Below are 21561 nucleotides of genomic sequence, written 5' to 3'. Positions count from 1 at the left end.
GAGCCGATGCTCAGCCCTTGAGCCGGCCCAGCAGTTCCAGAGTCACCGGATCGGTGATGGCATGCGCCTGGCCCTGCAGCGCGGGCAGCAACTGGCTGGCCAGCTGCTTGCCCAGCTCCACGCCAAACTGGTCGAAGGCGTTGATGTTCCAGATCAGCGACTGCACGTACACGGCGTGTTCGTACATGGCGATCAGCGCGCCGAGCGACTGCGGGGTCAGCGCATCGAGCAGGATCAGGGTGCTCGGACGGCCACCGGGATACTCGCGATGGGGATCCTCGCTGCCCTGGCCATTGGCCAGCGCCTCGGTCTGCGCCAGCAGGTTGGCCATCAGCGCCTGGTGGTTGACCACGTAGGGATCATCGTTGTGCACGCAGCCGATGAAATCGGCCGGGATCACGCTGGTGCCCTGGTGCAGCGCCTGGAAGAAGCTGTGCTGCACGTCGGTGCCCGCCCCACCCCACCACACCGGTACGGTGTCACTGGCGACCGGACTGCCATCGAGCTGCACGCGCTTGCCCAGGCTTTCCATCACCAGCTGCTGCAGATAGGCCGGCAGCAGCGCCAGGCGCTGGTCATAGGTCATCACCGCATGCGTGGCATGGCCGAGCAGGTTGCGGTTCCAGATATCGGTCAGCGCATGCAGCACCGGCAGGTTCTGCGCCAGCGGCGCGGTGAGCGCGTGATCGTCCATCTGCGCCGCGCCCTCGAGCAACTGCTCGAAACGCGTGAAGCCGATCGCCAGCGCGATCGGAAAACCGACCGCCGACCACAGCGAGTAGCGCCCGCCCACCCAGTCCCACATCGGCAGCACGCGGCCGGCGGCGATCGAGAAGGCCTTGGCCGCACGCTCCGGGTTGGCGCTGACCGCATACAGGCGCTCGCTGCCGCCCAGCCAGTCGTGCAGGATCTGCCCGTTGAGCAGGGTTTCCTGGGTACCGAAGGTCTTGGAGATCAGGATGCCGGCCGTGGTCGCCGGGTCCAGCGTGGCGAGCGTGCGCTGCATCGCGGCACCGTCCACGTTCGACACGAAATGCACGCGGAAGCGCGCCCCGGAGACCGGACGCAGCGCATCGGCGACCAGCCGCGGACCCAGGTCCGACCCGCCGATGCCGACGCTGACGATATCGGTGATGTTGGTTGCTTCCAGCGCGGCGATCAGCTCGCCCATCTGCTGGCGCACCTGCGCGGCGGTGGCGAATGCCTCACCGGCCACCGGCGCGCCGCTGGCATCGCCGCGCAGCGCGGTGTGCAGCGCCGCACGGCCTTCGGTCACATTGACCGTTTCACCACGGAACAACCGCTGGAAACCGCCGGCGACATCGCGCTCGGCAGCCAGCTGCAGCAGTGCGTCCAACGCCGCGCGGTCGTACTTCTGCCGCGCGAAATTGACGTACAACGGACCGACCCGCAGCCCCAGCGATTGTGCGCGGCCCGGTTCGGCGGCGATCAACGAAGGGATGCTCGCGCCACGCAGGCGCTGGGCATGGGAATGAAGCGGGTCGAATCCGTTGTGCTGTGTCATGCGGCCTGTGTCGGGATCGTGTCGTTGGTGTGGGAGATCTGGTTCTTGCCGTCCACATATACCAACTTCGGCTTGAAGCTGTCAGCTTCTTCTTCGCTCATGCTGGCGAAGGCGGCGATGATGATGATGTCGCCGACCTGCACATGACGCGCGGCGCCACCGTTGAGCGAGACCACGCCGCTGCCGGCTTCGGCGCGGATGGCATAGGTCGAGAAACGCGCACCGTTGGTGACGTCCCAGATGTGCACCTGTTCGAACTCACGGATGCCGGTCGCAGCCAGCAGGTTGTCATCGATGGCGATGGAACCTTCGTAGTTCAGCTCGGAATGCGTGACGGTGGCGCGGTGGATCTTGGTCTTCAGCAGGGACAGATGCATGGCAACGGGACAACGGTAAAGGAAAGGGAAATTCTAGCACCCGGGGGGCGGACGGCAGCGGCTGGCGCGCGCGCCCATGCCGGGGGCTGCCAGCGGTTCAGCATCGTCACGACCCCACCCGGCCCGGCGTAGAGCCACCCCATGGGTGGCTGCACGTCCGGCATCGCCCAGCAGCCACCCAGGGGGTGGCCCTACCCGGCGGAGCGCAGCCCTCAGAACTCCAGGTTGTCGATCAACCGGGTGTTGCCGATCCGGGCGGCGATCAGCGCCACGCGGGTGCCGTCATTGGCATCGGCCGGCTCGGACAGGTCCGGCAGGCGGACCACGGCGTAGTCCACCTGGAAGCCGGCGGCCTGCAGCGCCGCGGCCGCTTCGGCCTCGATCAGGCTGCGGGTCTTGCCGGCGATGAAGCCTTCTCGCATGCCCAGCAGCACCTGGTGGATGGTGGCCGAGACGCTGCGCTGCTCGGCGTTGAGGTACTGGTTGCGCGAGCTCATCGCCAGGCCGTCGTCTTCGCGCACGATGTCGCCGCCGACGATCTGGATCGGGAAGGCCAGGTCTTCCACCATCTGGCGGATCACCGCCAGCTGCTGGAAGTCCTTCTTGCCAAAGGCCGCCACGTCCGGCTGGACCTGGTTGAACAGGCGCGACACCACGGTGCAGACCCCATCGAAATGGCCCGGGCGGTGCGCGCCTTCGAGCAGTCCGCTGATGCCCGGCACGTTGACGCTGGCCGCCAGCGCCACGCCGAACGGGTACATCGATTCAACGGTAGGCAGCCACAGCACATCACAGCCGGCCTGCTCCAGCCCGGTGGTGTCGGCTTCCGGCGTGCGCGGGTAACGGGTGAAATCTTCATTCGGACCGAACTGGGTCGGATTGACGAAGACGCTGGAGACCACGCGGTCGGCGTACTGCCGCGCCAGCGTGACCAGCGAGTAGTGCCCGGCGTGCAGGTTGCCCATGGTCGGGACCAGCGCGACGCGCAGCCCCTCCCGCTTCCAGCCATTGACGACGGCGCGCAGGCGGGACAGTTCGGTGACGGTATCGATCATGAGGCGTAGGCGTGTTCTGCGTCGGGGAAGGAGCCGTCGCGCACGGCGTCGGCGTAGGCACGGACCGCACCGGCAACCGACCCGCCGTCGGCAAGGAAATCCTTGACGAACTTGGGACGGCGATGGCCGCTGTCCAGACCGAGGAAATCATGCAGCACCAGCACCTGGCCATCGCACTGCGGGCCGGCACCGATGCCGATGGTGGGCACGCTGATGTCCGCGGTGACCTGGGCAGCCACCGGCGTGGGCACGCATTCGAGCACGACCAGGCTGGCGCCGGCGGCGACCGCGGCCTTGGCGTCATCGCGCAGCTGCTGGGCGGCATCGCCACGGCCCTGCACGCGATAACCGCCCAGGCGGAGCACCGACTGCGGGGTCAGGCCCAGGTGCGAGCAGACAGGAATCTCGCGCTCGACCAGGTAACGGATGATGTCCAGCTTGAAGCCGGCACCTTCGATCTTGACCATCTCGGCACCGGCCTGGAGCAGCCGCAGCGAGGCATCCAGTGCGCGCTCCGGGGTGGCATCGGCGCCGAACGGCAGATCGGCCACCAGCAGCGCACGCTCCAGCACCCGGGCCACGGCGCGGGTGTGATAGACCATGTCGTCGGTGGTCACCGGCAGGGTCGAATCGTGTCCCTGCACCACCATGCCCAGCGAGTCGCCGATCAGGATCAGGTCCACGCCGTTGGCATCGAAGCTGCGGGCGAACCCGGCATCGTAGGCGGTCAACATCACCAGCTTCTGCCCCGTGCGCTTGGCCTCCGCCAATGCGGGGACGGTCCAGGGCTTGCTGTCTGCGTGGGTACTCATGAGCTGATAACCGGTGGCGATAAGCCCCCCATTATCCTCCTAATGGGGAGATCCCGCAGGGGTCGACCCGCATCACAGCATCCCGCACGCGGCCATGGCCGGGAATCGCGGCCTCCGGCGCGATCTCGGCCAGGGGCAGCAACGCGAACGCACGTGCATGCAGATACGGGTGCGGCACCTGCAGCTGCGGCAGATCGATCACCTCTTCGCCATACAGCAGCACGTCCAGATCGAGTGCACGCGGCCCCCAGTGCACGGCCGGATCGCGTACGCGGCCGAAGCGGCGTTCGATCTCCAGCAGGGCCGCCAGCAGATCCGGTGCGGGCAACGCGGTCTCCAGCACGGCGGCGGCGTTGACGAACGCCGGCTGGTCTTCGTTGCCCCAGGCCGGCGTGCTGTACAGCTGCGAGCGCGCCCGCAGTGTGGTCTGCGGCAGGGCCGCCAGCGCCTGGAACGCCTCACGCAGGGTCTGCGCGGCGTCCCCCAGATTGGCGCCCAATCCAATACAGGCCAGGGTCACGGCTTACTCGCCTGCCACTCCACCCGGACGACGGCGGCGGCGGCGACGCTTGCGCGGTGCACCGTCTTCGCCCTCACCGTCGGCCTGGGCGGCATCCAGCGCCGAATCCAGTTCAGTGCCGGACTGCAGCTGGGCCTCGCGCCAGAACGCCACGTCGGCCTCATGCTCGCTGGAGGCGACCTGGCGCAGGACCAGGAAGTCGTAGGCGGCGCGGAAGCGCGGATGGGTCAGGGTCCGGATCACGCGCTTGCGCTGGCGCGAGCTGAAGCGGCCCTGCAGCAGCCAGATTTCCTGCATCGGCAGCGAGAAGCGGCGCGGCAGGGCGATCGTGCTCAACTGGTGCAGGGTCACGCGGTCCGCGGCGCGGCGCTGCGCCTCTTCCAGTGCGACGCCCTGCTTCTGCAGGCTGGCCAGGGCGCGGCAGAAGGCCGGCCACAGCAGCAGCGCGAACAGGAACGACGGCGACACCGGTTCATCATTGGCCACGCGCAGATCGGTGTTGTGCAGGCCTTCGATCACCATGCGGCGCAACGCGCCACTGCGGTTGCTGCGCAGGGCCGCGGCGCTTTCCGGGAACATGACGTCGAGCAGGCCATAGCGCTCCAGGCCCTCGAAGCTGGCCACGCCGTGCCCGGACAGGAACAGCTTGAGCACTTCCTCGAACAGGCGCGCCGGGGCGGCCTCAGCCAGCAGATTGGCCAGGCGCGGCAGCGGTTCGGCGGTCGCGTCTTCGATCTGGAAGCCCAGCTTGGCCGCCAGACGCACTGCGCGCAGCATGCGCACCGGGTCTTCGCGGTAGCGCTGCTCGGGCTCACCGATCAGCTTCATCAGGCGCGCCTGCACATCTTCAAAGCCACCGGTGTAATCGCGGACCGAGAAATCCTCGATCGCGTAGTACAGGGCGTTGCAGGTGAAGTCGCGGCGGATCGCGTCGTCTTCGATGCTGCCGTACACGTTGTCGCGCACGAGCATGCCGTTTTCCATCTCACGGTCGCCGCTGCCATCGTCGATGTTGGCGCGGAAGGTGGCGACCTCGATGATCTCGCGGCCGAACACCACGTGCGCCAGGCGGAAGCGGCGGCCGATCAGCCGGCAGTTGCGGAACAACTGCTTGACCTGCTCGGGCGTCGCATCGGTGGCGACGTCGAAATCCTTGGGGTGGCCGTTCACCAGCAGATCGCGGACGGCGCCGCCGACCAGGTAGCCGGCAAACCCGGAATCACGCAGCCGGTACAGAACGCGCAGGGCGTTGGGGCTGATGTCCTTGCGGGAGATGTTGTGCTGATCGCGCGGGATCACGCGCAGGCTGAACGGTGATGTAGCAGAGGAATTGATGTTGGCGCTTCCGGTTGAGTTTTCGGGATTGCCCAATGGCATCTAGGTCCATATACTAGCGCGCTGCGCAGTTCGCGACAAAGCCTGCTCCCTTCGTCTAATGGTTAGGACGTGGCCCTCTCAAGGCTAAAACAGGGGTTCGAGTCCCCTAGGGAGCACCAGTCGCGGTGCAGAAAGCCAAAAACCCCGCCACGGCGGGGTTTTTTGCGTTCAGGGCCCAGAGCCTGCGGCGCCTGCCCTGCCCTGCCAGGCCCGGACCGGGGAGCGCACTCCCCGACCCGGCCCCTGCCCTGCGCGCCGGGCCGTCCGGAGCGGCTCAGCCCTCCATCTGCTCCAGTTCCTTGCCCTTGGTCTCCTTGACGAAGCGCAGCACGAAGAACACCGAGATCACCGCCGCCACCGTATAGATGCCGTAGGCGCCGGCCAGGCCGATGCTGCCCAGCAGGATCGGGAAGGACACGGTGATGGCGAAGTTGGAGGTCCACTGCGCCGCGCCGGCCACCGCCAGCCCCGAGCCGCGGATCTGGTTGGGGAACATCTCGCCCAGCATCACCCACATCACCGGGCCCCAGGACATGTTGAAGAAGATCACGTAGACGTTGGCCGCCACCAGCGCCAGCACGCCCATGTTGTCAGTGAGCTGAAGCTTCCCGGCGGCATCCAGCGAGCCACTGGCGAAGGCGATGGTGACCAGGGCCAGCGAGATCGCCATGCCGACCGAGCCGACCCACAGCAGCGGCTTGCGGCCGATGCGGTCGATCAGCACCACGGTGATCAGGCAGGCACCGATGCTCAGCGCGCCGGACAGCACGTTGATCAGCAGCGCGTCATTCTCCGAGAAGCCGACCGCCTGCCACAGCACCGCGCCGTAATAGAAGACGACGTTGATGCCGACCAGCTGCTGGAACACCGCCAGGCCGATGCCGATCCAGACGATCGGGCGCAGCTTGCCGGTGGTCTTGCTGATCAGATCCGAGAAGGTCGGGCGGTGCTGGTCCTGGGACAGCGAGCCTTCGATCTCGGTGATCTTGGCCTGCGCCTCGGCCGCGCCGTACAGACGGGTCAGCACCGCCAGGGCCTGGTCACGGCGCCCTTTGACCACCAGGAAGCGCGGGCTCTCCGGGATCACCAGCAGCAGGCCCAGGAACAGCAGCGAGGGAATGGCCTGCATCCAGAACATCCAGCGCCACGCCGCCTGCCCCAGCCACAGCTCCTGGGTGGAGGCACCGGCGGCCTTGGCCAGCAGGAAGTTGCTCAGGAAGGCGCAGAACAGGCCGCTGATGATCGCGATCTGCTGCACCGTGGCCAGACGGCCGCGGTACCGGGCCGACGCCACCTCGGCGATGTAGGCCGGCGACATCACGCTGGCCGCACCGACCGCGAAGCCACCGATCACCCGGGCGATGATGAACACCGTGGAGCTGTGTGCCGCCCCTGCCCCCAGGGCGGAGAACAGGAACATCACCGCGGCGATGATCAGCACGCCGCGACGGCCGAGCCGGTCACCGAGGCGGCCGGCGAAGAACGCACCGATCGCACAGCCGAGCAGCATCGAGGCGACCTCGAAGCCGATCCCGGCCGAACTGGACTGGAACGTGTCCTTCAGGCCGTCGACGGTGCCGTTGATCACGCCACTGTCGAAGCCGAACAGGAAGCCACCGATGGTGGCCACGCAGCTGATCAGGACGATGAAGCCGGTGTTCTCGCCGCTGCCGGCGCGGGTACTGCTGAGCGAAGCACTGGACATGGGAACCCCTGGGTTGAAGGGAAGCTGCGGATCAGCGCAGCAGGTACTGGTTGATCAGGTTCTCATACCTTTCCTGGCGGCCGCTGCGCTGCTGCGGCTCGCCCTGGGCAAGGGCCAGGCTGCGCAGGGCCTCCAGGCTGCTGCGACCGGCGGCGAACTCGGCACCGGCGCCACTGCTGAAGCTGGCATAGCGGTCCTGGCGCCAGCCTTCCAGCGGCGAGCTCTCGATCAGGGCGTGGGCCACTTCCAGCCCGCGCGCGAACGCATCCATGCCGCCGATATGGGCCTCGAACAGGTCTTCCGGCGCGGACGACTCGCGGCGCACCTTGGCATCGAAGTTGAACCCGCCCGGGGCCAGGCCGCCCTGGCGCAGCACCACCAGCATCGCGCCGACCGTGTCGTACAGGTCGGTCGGGAACTGATCGGTGTCCCAGCCATTCTGCGGGTTGCCGCGGTTGGCATCGATGCTGCCAAGCAGGCCGGCATCGGAGGCCACCTGCAGGTCATGGGCAAAGGTGTGCCCGGACAGCGTGGCGTGGTTGGCCTCGATGTTGAGCTTGAAGTCCTTGTCCAGGCCATGCTCGCGCAGGAAGCCGACCACCGTGGCGCTGTCGAAATCGTACTGGTGGTTCATCGGCTCCATCGGTTTGGGCTCGATCAGGAAGTTGCCCTTGAAGCCGATGCTGCGCCCATGGTCGCGGGCCAGTGTGAGGAAGCGCGCCATGTTGTCCTTCTCGCGCTTCATGTCGGTGTTGTACAGGCAGGCATAGCCCTCGCGGCCGCCCCAGAACACGTAGTTCTCGCCGCCCAGGGCCACGGTGGCCTCGAGCGCGGCCTTGACCTGCACCGCGGCGCGGGCGACCACGGCGAAGTCCGGGTTGGTCGAGGCACCGTTCATGTAGCGCGGGTGCGAGAACAGGTTGGCGGTGCCCCACAGCAGCTTGACCCCGGTGGCCTTCTGGCGCTCGCCGGCGATGCCGACCATGTGCTGCAGGTTGGCCTCGTACTCGGCGATGTCGTCGGCGTCCGGCGCCAGATCGATGTCATGGAAGCAGTAATACGGCACGCCCAGCTTGGTGATGAACTCGAACGCGGCATCGGCCTTGGCCTCGGCACGCGCCAGCGGCGTGTTGCCGGCATCCCACGGGTACACCCGGGTGCCCGGGCCGAACGGATCGTGGCCGGTCGCGCAGAAGCTGTGCCAGTAAGCCACGGCGAAGCGCAGGTGCTCGGCCATGGTCTTGCCGCCGACGCGCTTGTCTGCGTCATAAACCTTGTAGGCCAGCGGATTGTCCGAGTCGCGTCCCTCGAACGGGATGCGGCCGATGCCGGGGAAGTATTCCTTTGCGCCGATGTAAACGGAGGTGCTCATTGCTCGGATCCTTGCGGTGGTGACGGGTCGGTACGCAGCAGCGGACCAACCTCGGATAGATGGTGTAGGAAACGCCGGTACTGTTCTGCGTAGCGCGGCACAGTGCGGGGATCGGGTGTGGCCGACAGCGCGTCGTCGAAGCGCACGTGCGCATCGACCGTCGCCGCCAGGCTCGGTTCGCCGCCCTGCCCGCGCTGCACCGCCCAAAGCGCCTGCAGGGCCGCGCCGAAGGCCGCGCCTTCGGCCTGGGTGGGCACCTTGACCGGCAGATCGAAGACGTCGGCGATCAGTTGCCGCCACGCGGCACTGTTGCTTCCGCCGCCGGTAAGCAACACGGTGTCGAACGACAGGCCGGCACTGGTGAAGGCGTCGTAGCCGTTGCGCAGGCTGTACGTGGCGCCTTCCATCGCGGCCCGATAGAATTGCGCCGGGGTGGTGTTGTGCAGGTCCATGCCGTGCAGGCAGGCACGCGCGTCGGGCAGGTCCGGGGTACGTTCGCCATTGAAGTACGGCAGCATCACCAGGCCGCCCGCGCCTGGCTCGGTCTGCGCCATCAGCGCCTCGCCACCGCCGCGCGGGATGTTGAACAGTGCGGCCATGCGCTCGGTGGCGACGGTGCAGTTCATCGTGCAGATCAGCGGCAGCCAGCCGCCACTGGAGGAACAGAACGCGGCCCAGCGGCCATCATCGTCCACCACCGGGTGATCGGCATACGCGAACAGCGTGCCGGACGTACCCAGGCTCATGGTCAACCGCCCCGCGGCCACGTTGCCGGTGCCCAGCGCGGCCATCATGTTGTCGCCGCCGCCGGTGGAGACCTGTACGTCGGCCGGCAGGTCCAGCAGCGCGGCGATCCGCGGATGCAGCGTGAAGGTGGATTCCAGCGGCACCAGCGGCGGCAGCAGCGCGGACAGATCGCGCTCCGGGTCGATCGCCTGCAGCAGCTCGCGCGACCAGCAGCGGTTGCGCACGTCCAGCCAGCCGGTGCCGGATGCATCACCGTACTCGGCGTAGCGCTGCCCGGTCAGCCAGAAGTTGATGTAGTCATGCGGCAGCAGGATGCCGTCCAGTTCTGCATACGCCTGCGCGCGATGGCGGCGCGTCCACGGCAGCTTGGAAGCGGTGTACCCGGCGAGGATGGGATTGCCGGCCAGCGCGATGCAGGCCGCGGCCCCCCCCACCGCGGCCATGATCGGCGCGCAGTCGGCTGCGGTGCTGGTATCGCACCACAGCTTCACCGGCGCGATCACCTCCCCGCGTGCGTTGATCGGCACGAAACCGTGCTGCTGACCGGAGACGCCGATCGCACGGATGCGGCCGCGCAGTGCCGGGTCCAGTTCGGCGAAGCAGGCGATGATGCCGTCGATCCACCACTGCGCCTCCTGCTCCCGGGTGCCATCGTCGTGGCTGACCAGCTGCATCGGCCGGGCGACCGTGGCGACCACTTCGCCGAGCGACGGGTCATAGGCCAGCAGCTTGACGCTTTGCGTCCCGACATCCAGCCCTACGTACAGACTCATTGCTTCACCAGTTGATTGCCGCGCAGGCCGATGCGCTGCTGGCCGCCGGCGCGCAGCGCCACGGTCAGCGTGCTCTCGCCATGCACGAGTTGATAGGTGCCCCCGCGCTCACTGCGCAGCAGGGCCGAGTGCAGCTGGCCATCGCGCCATTGCAGATCCACGCCGGCGGCATTGCGTACGCGCAGGCCGCGTACCTCGCCGTCAGGCCAGGCCGACGGCAAGGCAGGCAACAGGAAGATCGACCCGCCCCAGCTCTGCAGCAGCATCTCGGTGATGCCGGCGGTGCCGCCGAAGTTGCCATCGATCTGGAACGGCGGATGCGCGTCGAACAGGTTCGGGTAGGTGCGCTCGGGCGAGAGCAGCATCTTCAGGATCTGCAGCGCGTGCTCGCCATCGCCCAGCCGGGCCCACAGGTTCAGGCGCCAGCCGATGCCCCAGCCGGTGGCCTCATCACCACGTATCTGCAGCGAGCGTTTGGCGGCTGCCGCCAGCGCGGGAGTATCGCGGAGGTTGATCTGGCTGGAGGGGTGCAGCGCATATAGATGCGAGACGTGCCGGTGATGCATTTCCGGCGCCTCCATGTCCCAGTCCTGCTGCCACTCCTGCAACTGCCCGGCCTTGCCGATCCGGTCCGGTGGCAGTTGCGCGCGCAGCGTCTTCAGCTGCGCGGCGAACGCGGTATCGACGCCGAGTGCCGCGCTGATCTGGATGCACTGCGCGAACAGATCGCGCAGCAGCTGCGAGTCCATCGCCGGCCCGGCGCAGACCGCCGCACCGAACGGATGCTGGTTCTCCGGCGAGATCGAGGGATTGGTGACCATCGCGCCGGTGGTCGGGTCGCGCTGCAGGGTGGCCACGAAAAACTCGGCCGCACCCTTGAACAACGGATGGATACGGCGCAGATAGGCCGGATCGCGGCCATAGTCCCAGCGGTCCCACAGCTGCTGCAGGAGCCAGACACCGCCCATCGGCCACAGGCTCCACTGCGCGCCGTCGATCGGCCCGGCCTGACGCCAGAGGTCGGTGTTGTTGTGTACCACCCAACCCGGCGCATCGTAGATCCGCCGTGCGGTGACCGCGCCGGTACGGGCCAGATCGAACAGCATGTCTTCCAGCGGCTGCACGCATTCGTGCAGCGCATTGGCCTCGCTGGGCCAGTAGTTCATTTCGGTGTTGATGTTGATCGTGTACTTGCTCTCCCACGGCGGGGCCATGAGGTCGTTCCACACGCCCTGCAGGTTGGCCGGCTGCGAGCCGGGCCGCGAACTGCAGATCAACAGGTAGCGCCCGTACTGGTGATACAGCGCCGCCAGCGCCGGATCGTTGCCGCTGGCGAAAGCGTGCACGCGTTGATCGGTGGGCAGCTGCGCGGCCGGCGTGCTGCCGAGATTGATCGACACACGACGGAACAGCGTCTGGTGCGCGGCCAGATGGCGCGCCAGCAGCGCCGGATAATCGTGGGCATCGGCCTGCGCCTGGTGCGCCGCAGCGAGCGCCTGCGGATCACCACTGACATCATCGAAGCGGCGGAAGCTGGTGGCGGCCGTCAGCACCAGCACCAGCTCGTCGGCACCTTCCACGTGCAGGCGATCACGCGCCACCCGCAGCGCGCCACCGTGCAGACGCGGCTGCACCCGCAGCGCGAAGCGGAGCTTGCCCTCGATACCGGCAAAGCCCGCGTTGCGCCCTTCAAACAGCAGCCCGTCCGCGTCCGCATGCACCGTCCCCTGCTGCGGGCTGTCCACGCCCAGCCGCAGCGAAATCCGCCCCGGCAGGTCGGCACTGAGCCGCACCACGATGCACTGGTCTGGTTCGGACACGAACACCTCGCGACGGTGCCAGGCGCCGCCGCTGCGGAATTCAGTGGTCGCCACGGCCGTGTCCAGATCCAGCGACCGGCGATACCCGTCGATGTGATCGGCGCGGTCGAAATCCAGCAGCAGATCGGCCAGCGGCTGGTACGGCATCTGCTTGGCCGGCCGCGACAGCAGCTTGGCGTCGGCCAGTGCTTCGGCCTCGGCATAGCGTCCGGCGAAGATCAGCGCGCGCACCTCCGGCAGCGCCGCGAGCGCGTCCGGACTGGTGGGGTCATACGGCCCCCCGGCATAAAGCGTGTCTTCGTTGAGGCCGATACGTTCATGCGCAACCCCGCCCCAGACCATTGCGCCCAACCGGCCGTTGCCGGTCGGCAGGGCCTGCACCCATTCGGTGGCGGGCGCGCGGTACCAGAGCTGCAGGGCGTCCCCCGGCGCCGCAGCCGCGTCGCCCCGCCCTGCAGCCGCTGGCACCGCACCGGCCTGGGACGACCAGCCGGTGGCGGACAGGGTCAGCCCGGCCCCAAGGGCCTTGAACAGCCCGCGGCGGCTCAGCTCCACGGCATTCCCCTGCGCTGCATTGGCGTGCCTGTGCTGCCTGCTGCCACTTCAACGCCCTCCAAGGCGAAATGTCCACCGGTAGTCATTATCATCCTAGGCGATCAGCGCGCGGCTGCCATCTTGCGCTGCGGCACGACTACCGCCTTGCCGTCATAGCGCACGGTCTGATCGATGGCCGGGGCCAGCGCACCGGAGTCGGCACGCGGTCCCTCCACGAAGCGGACCTGGATCGTGCGCTGCGCCTGCATGCCCTTCCACTGACCTTCGCGCTTGCCGATGCGCAGTTCACGCGTGGCCTCGTTCCACTCCAGCGGGATGCGGCTGAACTGCCCCTTCTCATAGCCGTAGCTGCGGCCGTCGTCCTCGTACAGCGAGAACCTGCCGTCGGCACCGGTATAGACCACCACGGTCAGCGGCGCGTCCGGCTGTTCATCCACGTACTGCTGGACCGGGCCGATCGGCATGATCGCGCCGGCCCGCACGTACAACGGGATGCGTTCCAGCGGCGCGGCGGCATCGATGGTCTGGCCGCCCTGCAGGCGCTGGCCGGTGTAGTAATCCAGCCAGGTGGTGCCGGCCGGCAGATACACCTTGCGCGAGGTCGCGCCGAACGTGGTGACCGGGGCGACCAGCAGCGAGGGACCGAACAGGTACTGGTCGTTGATGTCACGGACCGCCGGATCGGACGGGAAGTCCATCGGCAGGCCGCGCATGATGCTGCCGTCGTGGTGCCAGGTGTCGGCGGCCAGGGTGTAGATGTAGGGCAGCAGCGTGTAACGCAGGCGGCTGTAGTACACCATGCTGTCGTAGTAAGGCGTGCCTTCCGGGGCGATGTTCCAGATCTCGCGGAACGGGTACTGCCCGTGCGAGCGGAACAGCGGTACGAAGGCACCGAACTGGAACCAGCGGGTGTTGAGTTCGCGCCACTCCGGCAGGTGCGCCGGATCTTCTTCGGAATAGCGCTTCTCGGTGGAGAAGCCGCCGATGTCGAAGGTCCAGTTGGGCAGGCCGGACATGGCGGTATTCACGCCGGCCGAGATCTGTTCGAGCATGTCGTCCCACCGCGACACGATGTCGCCACTCCACACCGCCACCGCATTGCGCTGCGTGCCGGCATAGCCTTTGCGCGAAAGGATGAAGACACGCTGGCCATCGGCCGCGCGATCCCCCTCGTATACGCCTTGTGTGTGCGGCAGCGGATAGGAATTGAAGAACTCGGTGGACGGGCCCAGTGCGGTCGGCGTGGTACGTGCTTTGCGCTCGCCGATATCCAGGTTGGAGTGCACATCCGGCTCGTCGGCGTCCATCCACCAGGCATCGAAGCCCTTGCTGTTCAACTTCTCGTTGATCTGGCGCCAGTAGATCTGCTGCGCTTTTGCCGCATAGGGATCGTAGAACGAGTTCTTGTAGCCCTTGCCGATCCAGTCCAGCTCGCCCACCTCGACGTTGCGCTGGTACATGAAGCCGGCCGCGTCCAGTTCCTTGTAGTTGGCCGTGGTCGGGTAGAACTTCGGCCACACCGAAATCATGACCTGCGCGTGCTGGTCATGAATGTGCTTGACCATGCCGTCCGGATCGGGGAAGTGGGTGGGATCGAAGTCGTGCGAGCCCCAGGCATCTTCGGGCCAGTACGACCAGTCCAGCACGATGTTGTCGATCGGCAGCTTGCGGCGGCGGTACTCGTCCAGCACGCCGAGCAGTTCATCCTGGCTCTTGTAACGCTCGCGGCTCTGCCAGAAACCGTAGGCCCACTTGGGCAGCATCACGGCTTTGCCGGTCAGTTCGCGATAGCCGGCGATCACCTCATCGGCATTGCCACCGGCGACCACGTAATAGTCCACCATCTGCCCGGCTTCGGACCACAGCGAGAGATCGGCGGCTTCGGCCTGCGGCAGCGGATCACGGTGCAGCAGCGCGATGTAGCTGGGGTCGATCAGGTCCCACTCGACCTTGATCTGGTGGCGGGTGCCGGGCGTGAGTTCCAGCGCGAATTCGTGATGCCACGGGTTCCAGTTCTGGCGCCAGCGGTCGATCACCAGCTTGCCGTCCACATACAGCTTGATGTACTCGCTGCCGTACAGGGAGAAGGTATGGCGACCGGCGGTCTTCGCCTCGATCGCACCTTCCCAGACCACCTGCGAGCGCCCCCCTTCAGCTCCGTTCTTGCCCTTGGCCGGAAACGCGGTGAGGTCCTTGATGTACTGGTAGTTCACCTCCGGCTCGCGGCGCTCGACGCGGGTCTTGCCATCGACGATGTAGCGGGCGGTCAAGGCGCCGGCCTCGCCCTTGGCATCGAACACCTGCAGCGAGGCCTGCAGCGGCTGCAGCCCGCGCGGGTCGCCCAGCCGGGTGATCGCGTTGTTGTCCCAGAGCAGACCGTAATTGCGGCTGGAGACGATGAACGGCACCGCCATGTCGATGTTGCCCTGGAGCAACTCGACGTTGCGGCCCTTCTGGTTCATCCAGCCCTGCTGATGCTGACCGAACCCGTAGATCGCTTCATCGCCGGGCGACTGGAAGCGCTGGCGCACGCTGTAGTACGCCTTGCCCTCCACGGTGAGCGGGCTGAAGCTGCGGCCACCGGCGCGCTCGGCCAGCAGCGGCTTGCCTTGGGCGTCACGGAAGCTGACCTGGCCATCGGCTTCGGAGATCTCTGCGCTGATGCCGGCCGCGACCAGCCGCACGTTGCCACCGCCCTGCTCCACCGTGAAGCGCGGCTTGCCCTGTACGGGGACGCGCATCAGGCTCGGGGTGCGCGTGAAGTCGCCGTCGGGGTCGGCGCTGACCCGCACGATGTTGTCGTCCACCAGTTCCAGCCGGACCTGGGCCGCGCCGGCCTGGGCCGGCACCACCACCACACCGTTGTCCAGCACGCGGTGGCTCTGGGCCATCGCCGGTGAGGCCAGCAATGCCAGCAGCGGCACGCTCAGTACGCTCATGTAACGCATTCAGTGCTCCCTTCTCATTCGTTGCGCGGGTGCGGACACCCCCGGTTCAATACGTCGCCAGCGTGACCTTGAGCAGCTGCGGCGCAGTGGTGAAGTTCAAGCCGTAGTCGGTCTGGTCGCCGTTCCAGTTGCGCTGGAACTGCCACTGGCCGTCCTTGTAGAACCCCTCTTCGGCACGGTCGAGCACCATGTTCGCGGTGGCCTCTCCGGCCGGGTGCAGGGTGACCCGCGCGTGCTGGGCGGTGATCAGGAATTCGTCCGGGCCAAGCTCGGCGATCAGCGCGCTGCCGATCGGCTCGGGATTGCCCGGCGGCTGGCCCTGGAACCAGAACTGCGGCACGCCATAGGTGACGGTGGCGCGCCAGCGCGCGTTGAGCGGCACGTCCTGCACGGCCTGGCCGGCTTCTTCGGCCACGCCATGCAGCTTGCCTTCGGCCGAGGCCTTGGCGAACGGGCGCATGCCCAGGCTGACCAGCTGGAAGCCGGTGGCAAACGGCGCCAATGTTTCCTCGTCGACCTTTTTCGCGCCCAGCGGGTAGTTGCTGTAATGGCTGAAATCGATGCCGAACGTGGACCAGCCGATGCCGTCGTGCCCCAGGGTCGGGAACAGGTAGCGCGCATACGGCGGTGCGTTGCCGGTCTCGGCGACGAACAGCGCGTTGTCCGGCCGCGCATAGCGCTCCAGCACCGTGGTGTACATGCGGTACTCGGGCATGTAGATGTCCGGCGCCAGGAAATCGATGTGCGGACCTGCGGCCTTCCACACATCGAGCACGTTGTCGGTCGGGCCGCCACTGGCGTACTGGCCGGGCTGACCGGGATTGAACGGCCCGCGCAGCGCGCCGTTGACGTACATCGGCAGCGGATACACCGCCTTGCCCGCCTCGGTGACCTGATCGATGAAGCGCCCGATCGACCAGGCGTGGAAGAACTCATCGGCATCGGCGCCGAACACCTGTGCCCAGGTGCCGGGTGACTTGCCGAGTTTCTGCAGCAGTTCGGCCGGCACCGGGCCGTCGAACAGTTGCTGCGCCATCGGCGAGAAATCGCGCACGCTGCCGTAGGTGCCCGGCTCGTTCTCCGGCTGCACCATGATCACCGTCCGCTGGGGGTCAGCCGCTTTGAGGTGCTGCATGAAGGCAACGAACGCCTTGCGGTCCGCCTCCAGCGTGGCCGGCGCATGCGGCGACAGCGAGCCGATACTGCGCCCGTCGCGGGTCACCACCCGCGGGAAGCGGGTGTTGTCGGTCTTCACCCAGCGCGGCGCGTAGGCCGGGCCATTGTTCTTCCAGGTCGCGAACCACAACAGTACCAGCCGCACGTCATGCTCGCGCGCCTGCTGCAGCAGCGTATCGACGAAGGAAAAATCAAACTTGCCCTCCTCCGGCTCGATCTGCTCCCAGGCGATCGGCACCTGCACGGTGTTGGCGCCGATGATCTTCACCGCCGGCCACACCGCATCCAGCGCGGCCGCGTAGTTGCTGGAGTTGTTGACCTGTGCGCCCAGCACCAGGAACGGCTCGCCATCCACCAGCAGCGCGTGCCTGCCGTCCTTGCTGATGAACTGCGGGATCGGCGCCTGCCTGGCGACGTCGGACGTCCCCGGTTTGCCGGCCGCGGCCGTAGCCGGCGGCGTGGAGCCCTCGGCCGGTGTCGGTGCCGGTGCCTGCTCACACCCAGCCAGCAGGCAGAGCAAGGCGGCCGGCAGCAGCAGGCGGCGCGGGAACAGCGGAAGCGGGTATGTGGTCGGAGACATGCACGGGGTCCTTGTGGTCACCAGGTATCGCTGCGGAACGGCGAGGCCGGCAGCTGTTGCGAATTGATCAGGTCGGCGTCGGCCGGATTCTCGCGCCAGGCATAGCGCACGGCGACCGGCGTGGCGACCGCCTCGCTGTGGAGGATCACGCGATCACCGTCGATCCGCGCCTTCGCCGGGTGGAAGCGCCGGTCGGCACCGGCCACGGTGAAGCCCTGCGGCTGCGTGCCACCGCCGCGTACCGCCAGCGTGCTGCCCATCAGGTCGAAGGTGATCACAGCCTGGCCGTGATCGAAGCGGACGGCACGCTGCACCGGACCGCTGTAGTCCAGCGTTTCGCCATACGCCGCGTGCCGGGCGGCCAGCGCCAGCCGTGCGCCGACATCGCGCTTGTTGCGCGGATGGATATCCGTCGCATTGCCCAGGTCGATGCTGACCGCCTGCGCGGTGTGCGGCAGCGACAGCGCCGCCGATTGCGATTCGCGCAGCACCGCCCATGGGCTCTGGTCTCCGTGATCGGCGCCCGCGCCGAAGCTGGCCAGCTGCACCCAGACAAACGGCAGCGCCGGTGCGTTCCAGTCCTGCCGCCACTGCTGGATCAAGGCCTTGAACTGGTCGCGGTAAGCGAACGCCCCGGTGTCGGTCGCATTGCTCTCGCCCTGGTACCAGATCACGCCCTTGATCGGGAACGGCGGCAGCGGATGGATCATGCGGTTGTACAGCAGCGTCGGGGTCTGGTTCTTGTCATCGTCCAGCGCGACCGTGACCGCGGCGGGGCGGAACCGCCAGCGCTGCAGCGGCAGCTGGCTGCCATCGGCCAGGCGGACGAACAGCTCGGCCGCCTCGCCGTGGATGCCGCCGCCACCGCCCAGGTCCTCGACCCGCACCGCGACCACGTTGCGACCGGCGTGCAGCTGGCCGGCCGCCAGCGGATACACCCGGGGCGTGTTCCAGGCCATGGTCGTCGCGCCGACCTGCACGCCATTGACGAAGGTGCGGTCCGAATCGTCGATCCGCCCGACCCCGAGGCTGCCGGACTGCGCTGCCTGCGCGGCACTCAGGGTGAATTCGGCGCGGTACCAGCCGATACCGTCCATGCCGGCATAGCCGCCGGTTTCCCACAGGCCGGGAAGCGTGGCGGCCTCCCAGTCCTTGTCATCGAACGGCGCCGCCGACCACTGCGGCTGCTCATCGAACGTGGTCCAGCGGGCAAGGCGCTGCCGTACCTGCACCAGCGTGCGGGCATCGCGCTCACGCTGCGCCTGCATCCGCGTGGCCAGCGTGGCGGCGTCGATGCCCTGGATCGCCGCCGGCATCCAGGCCTCGATGGCGCTGCCGCCCCAGCTGCTGTCGATGATGCCGATCGGCACCCCGGTGTGCTGCCGCAGCTCGCGCGCGAAGTAGTAGGCGACCGCGGAGAAGTTGCCCGCGTTGGCAGGGGTCGCCGGCAGCCAGTGGCCACCGGCCAGCGCCGTCTCCGGCTGCCCGGACCAGGATTTGGGAATCTTGAAATGCCGCAGCTGCGTGTCGTTCGCTGCGGCGATGGCCACCGCGGCGCCCTGCGTATCGTGCAGCGGCCACTCCATGTTGGATTGACCGCTGGCCAGCCAGACATCGCCGAACAGGACGTCGCGCACCTGCAGCGCGCGCCCGTCGCCCGCGATCTCCAGCTGGAACGGGCCGCCGGCCGCGTGCGGCGGCAACACGACGTTCCAGCTGCCGTCCGTACCGACCGTGGCACTGGCGCGCATTCCGTCGATGCCGACCTGCAGGCGTGCGCCGGGCGTGGCAGTGCCCCACACCGGCAGCGGCTGATCGCGCTGCAGCACCATGCCATCGGCAAACAACCGCGGCAGGACCGGCTCGGCCTGCACGGCCGCGGTGAACATCGACAGCGATACCGCCAGCGCACATGCTCGTTTCATTGTGGATCTCCATAGACGATGCCGCGTCCACCGGTCGCGAAGTAGACACGCCCATGCAGGCGCGGATCACCGGTGACGCGTTGAATCTGACCGAACTGGTGCGCGGCGTCATCGATGCGCAGCCACCGGGCACCGCCGTCATCGGAACGGAACAGCCCCTGGATGCCATCGATGGTGCCGGCAATGAACACGCTGGCAACCTCACCACCGGGGGCGCCCTTGCCGACGCCAAGGCTGTGAACCACGTCCACACCCGCCACGCGTTGCAGCTCTCCTTCGCGCCAGCGCAGCAGCCCCTGCGGACCGGCAGCGACATACACCAGCCCAGGCTGCTGCGGATCGGCGCGCAGCTCGGCCGTCAGCGCCGGGGCCGGCGCCAGGCGTACGTGGTCGGCCACGAACGAGGCACCCCCATCGTCGCTGCCCAGCAACGCGCCACTGGCGGCGTCGTACGCATGCCAGTGCGCAGGCGTGCGGGTGTCCGCGATCACCACGGCACTGTCGGGCAGGCCGCGCACGGCGTGCCAGTGCCGGCCATGGTCATCGGTGTACCAATGGCTGCCGCGCAGCGTGTGCCACAGCACCCGGCCGCCATCGCTGGCGATGCGGATGCGGCCGGCGCCCTCGCCGTCCGGCGGTTCACTCACGAACGTCTGCCACGTGCGCCCGCCATCCTCCGACCAGGCTGCACGGACCTCGTTGTGCAGGCGATGCCGCACGGTGCCGCTACGCACCACGTGCGAGGGTGCCAGCGCCGCAGCGTCGATGCTCTCGCCGTTGGTCAGACGGGGGCCGGCGTACTGCAACGGCGACACCGCCAGGTCATCGTGGCGGAAGCCATCAATGTCGCCCAGTGCGCTGAGCAGGTGCGCGCCCTGTACCGGGCTGACCAGATCCAACGGCACCGTTTCCTCCAGCCCATCATTCTGGAACCACCACTGCACCGGCTGGCCATCGTCGGCGGCGCGGATATCGCGGCTCGCCCAGAGTCCGTAACCAGTGACGAACAGCACCCGGCGCGGGTCGAACGGATCGATCTGCACATCGGCGATCCAGTGCGGGGAGGCGTGCGCGGTCCAGGGCGCGTTGTCGTGTTCGAACCTCGCCCCTGCGATGACCGGCGCCCAGCTGCGACCGCCATCGGTACTGCGGAAGATATCGTCGTGCGGGCCGAAGCGATTGAAGGTGCTGGCCATCACCACGTCCGGATTACCGGCCTCCACGCTGACGCCGCCCCACCCGAAACCATCGCCCTGGGTGTCACTGGACTGTGGGACCGGCGTGATGTCCTGCCAGCGCCTCTGCGCGGGATCGAACCGCCACAGCGCGCCGTTGCCCATGCTGTCCGGGCCCGGCAGATCCGCATAGGCGATATACAGGCGTCCGTCACTGCCCTGCGCCATGCGGGTGGGGCGCAGGCCACGCGGCTGCCCGGGCAGTGGCTGCCACGTCTGTCCCGCATCGTCGGAGCGGTACAGCGCGGGGCCGGTCGTGGTCGACACAGCGGCATGGATCACCGGCGTGGCATGTCCGGCACGGCCGCTGCGCGCATCGAACTGCACGAATACGATGCCGATCTGCTGCGTGCCGTTCCAGGCCGGCGCACTGGCCTGCGCACTGCGCGCGATCGCCGGGAAGCTCGTCACTTCCCGCCAGTGGGCGCCATGGTCGTCGCTGCGCCACAGGCCGTTGCTGCGCGTGCCCAGCAGCAGGATGCGGCCTTGATGCGGATCCACCGCCAACCGTTCGCCATTGCCGCGCGAAAGCTCGTTGCCACCGAGCTTGAACGGAAGATCGGTGCGGGTGAAGGTGGTCCCGCGGTCGGACGAGCGCAGGATCGCGCCGTTGCCGACGCGAGGATTGGTATAGGTGCCCGCGGCCAGATAGACGCGCTGCGGGTCGCTGGCGTCCACGGCCAGGCTTTCGATGCCGGTGAGGTTGGCATCGTCGCGGCCGAGCCAGTCGGTCAACGCGTTCCAGCGGCCGGTGGTCTGGTCCCACCGGTAGGCACCGCCGACATCGGTGCGTGCGTAAAGCAGGTTCGGCTCGGTCGGATGGAACACCAGCCCGGTCACGAAGCCACCGCCACCGATGGCCACGTTCTGCCACTGGTAGGGGGCTGCCGCGGCGAGGAGCGGAAACACGGCCAGCAACACCACGAGCCACCCTGCCCGGCAGCGGCCAGGATGGGCCGATGCACGCAACGTCCAGATCAGGCAATCGGCGGGGGTCATGCACGGGCCTCCCGGTGGAGCGGCGTGCGGCATCGCGGCCGCACGCCTGGAGCAGGAACT

At 67.9% G+C, this 21561-nt stretch carries 14 protein-coding genes and 1 tRNA gene; 1 reads left to right on the top strand and 14 read right to left on the bottom strand.

What is annotated here, in order from left to right:
- Positions 1–10: 10 nt before the first annotated feature.
- The 6 genes from pgi to pcnB form a co-directional block, all read right to left on the bottom strand.
- Positions 11–1525: a glucose-6-phosphate isomerase gene (gene pgi / locus EDF74_RS04410; protein WP_123728951.1), complete on the bottom strand. Its 1515-nt coding sequence runs from the start codon at positions 1523–1525 to the stop codon at positions 11–13.
- Entirely contained in the window at positions 1522–1902 is a 381-nt protein-coding gene (gene panD, locus EDF74_RS04405; protein WP_019183273.1) for an aspartate 1-decarboxylase, read from the bottom strand. Before panD ends, pgi begins: the two co-directional genes overlap by 4 nt.
- A gap of 212 nt (positions 1903–2114) precedes the next feature.
- Positions 2115–2957, bottom strand: coding sequence for a pantoate--beta-alanine ligase (panC, locus tag EDF74_RS04400; protein WP_123728950.1), 843 nt, complete (start codon positions 2955–2957; stop codon positions 2115–2117).
- Entirely contained in the window at positions 2954–3769 is an 816-nt protein-coding gene (gene panB / locus EDF74_RS04395) for a 3-methyl-2-oxobutanoate hydroxymethyltransferase (protein ID WP_123728949.1), read from the bottom strand. The genes panC and panB overlap by 4 nt, the downstream gene beginning before the upstream one ends.
- Positions 3770–3800: 31 nt before the next feature.
- Positions 3801–4289: a 2-amino-4-hydroxy-6-hydroxymethyldihydropteridine diphosphokinase gene (folK, locus tag EDF74_RS04390; protein WP_123728948.1), complete on the bottom strand. Its 489-nt coding sequence runs from the start codon at positions 4287–4289 to the stop codon at positions 3801–3803.
- Between the two features lie 3 nt (positions 4290–4292).
- Positions 4293–5660: a polynucleotide adenylyltransferase PcnB gene (gene pcnB, locus EDF74_RS04385; RefSeq protein WP_123728947.1), complete on the bottom strand. Its 1368-nt coding sequence runs from the start codon at positions 5658–5660 to the stop codon at positions 4293–4295.
- Positions 5661–5710: 50 nt separating this feature from the next.
- Between pcnB and EDF74_RS04380 the strand changes: the two genes are divergently transcribed.
- Positions 5711–5785 (top strand) — tRNA-Glu (locus EDF74_RS04380).
- A gap of 155 nt (positions 5786–5940) precedes the next feature.
- Here EDF74_RS04380 and EDF74_RS04375 read toward each other — a convergent pair.
- From EDF74_RS04375 to EDF74_RS04340, 8 genes are all read right to left on the bottom strand, one after another.
- A complete protein-coding gene (locus EDF74_RS04375; RefSeq protein WP_123728946.1) occupies positions 5941–7371 on the bottom strand; it encodes a sugar porter family MFS transporter in 1431 nt (476 codons plus the stop codon).
- A 31-nt stretch (positions 7372–7402) separates the two neighbouring features.
- Positions 7403–8743: a xylose isomerase gene (gene xylA / locus EDF74_RS04370; protein WP_123728945.1), complete on the bottom strand. Its 1341-nt coding sequence runs from the start codon at positions 8741–8743 to the stop codon at positions 7403–7405.
- Positions 8740–10263, bottom strand: coding sequence for a xylulokinase (gene xylB / locus EDF74_RS04365; RefSeq protein ID WP_123728944.1), 1524 nt, complete (start codon positions 10261–10263; stop codon positions 8740–8742). The genes xylA and xylB overlap by 4 nt, the downstream gene beginning before the upstream one ends.
- The gene (locus EDF74_RS04360) at positions 10260–12638 is read right to left on the bottom strand and encodes a glycoside hydrolase family 95 protein (protein ID WP_123728943.1); all 2379 of its coding nucleotides are present in this window, start codon (positions 12636–12638) and stop codon (positions 10260–10262) included. The genes xylB and EDF74_RS04360 overlap by 4 nt, the downstream gene beginning before the upstream one ends.
- Before the next feature lie 101 nt (positions 12639–12739).
- Positions 12740–15586: a TIM-barrel domain-containing protein gene (locus tag EDF74_RS04355; protein ID WP_123728942.1), complete on the bottom strand. Its 2847-nt coding sequence runs from the start codon at positions 15584–15586 to the stop codon at positions 12740–12742.
- 46 nt (positions 15587–15632) lie between these two features.
- On the bottom strand, positions 15633–17342 hold the full coding sequence (locus EDF74_RS04350; protein WP_123728941.1) for a DUF5597 domain-containing protein: 1710 nt from the start codon (positions 17340–17342) through the stop codon (positions 15633–15635).
- Positions 17343–17359: 17 nt separating this feature from the next.
- Entirely contained in the window at positions 17360–19267 is a 1908-nt protein-coding gene (locus EDF74_RS04345) for a sialate O-acetylesterase (RefSeq protein WP_260232180.1), read from the bottom strand.
- Positions 19264–21501, bottom strand: coding sequence for a sialidase family protein (locus EDF74_RS04340; RefSeq protein ID WP_123728939.1), 2238 nt, complete (start codon positions 21499–21501; stop codon positions 19264–19266). The genes EDF74_RS04345 and EDF74_RS04340 overlap by 4 nt, the downstream gene beginning before the upstream one ends.
- Positions 21502–21561 lie beyond the last annotated feature (60 nt).

This window comes from Stenotrophomonas rhizophila (assembly GCF_003751305.1).
GTDB lineage: Bacteria > Pseudomonadota > Gammaproteobacteria > Xanthomonadales > Xanthomonadaceae > Stenotrophomonas > Stenotrophomonas rhizophila_B.
Note: the sequence above shows the minus strand (reverse complement) of the source record. Positions and strands in the feature narration are given on the sequence as shown.

Excerpts from the sequence above, each read along its gene's own strand:
- panC (WP_123728950.1), bottom strand. The coding sequence starts at position 2,957 with ATGATCGATACCGTCACCGAACTGTCCCGCCTGCGCGCCGTCGTCAAT.
- pgi (WP_123728951.1), bottom strand. The coding sequence starts at position 1,525 with ATGACACAGCACAACGGATTCGACCCGCTTCATTCCCATGCCCAGCGC.
- panD (WP_019183273.1), bottom strand. The coding sequence starts at position 1,902 with ATGCATCTGTCCCTGCTGAAGACCAAGATCCACCGCGCCACCGTCACG.
- EDF74_RS04345 (WP_260232180.1), bottom strand. The coding sequence starts at position 19,267 with ATGAAACGAGCATGTGCGCTGGCGGTATCGCTGTCGATGTTCACCGCG.
- EDF74_RS04375 (WP_123728946.1), bottom strand. The coding sequence starts at position 7,371 with ATGTCCAGTGCTTCGCTCAGCAGTACCCGCGCCGGCAGCGGCGAGAAC.
- xylA (WP_123728945.1), bottom strand. The coding sequence starts at position 8,743 with ATGAGCACCTCCGTTTACATCGGCGCAAAGGAATACTTCCCCGGCATC.
- EDF74_RS04350 (WP_123728941.1), bottom strand. The coding sequence starts at position 17,342 with ATGTCTCCGACCACATACCCGCTTCCGCTGTTCCCGCGCCGCCTGCTG.
- EDF74_RS04340 (WP_123728939.1), bottom strand. The coding sequence starts at position 21,501 with ATGACCCCCGCCGATTGCCTGATCTGGACGTTGCGTGCATCGGCCCAT.
- panB (WP_123728949.1), bottom strand. The coding sequence starts at position 3,769 with ATGAGTACCCACGCAGACAGCAAGCCCTGGACCGTCCCCGCATTGGCG.
- xylB (WP_123728944.1), bottom strand. The coding sequence starts at position 10,263 with ATGAGTCTGTACGTAGGGCTGGATGTCGGGACGCAAAGCGTCAAGCTG.
- EDF74_RS04355 (WP_123728942.1), bottom strand. The coding sequence starts at position 15,586 with ATGCGTTACATGAGCGTACTGAGCGTGCCGCTGCTGGCATTGCTGGCC.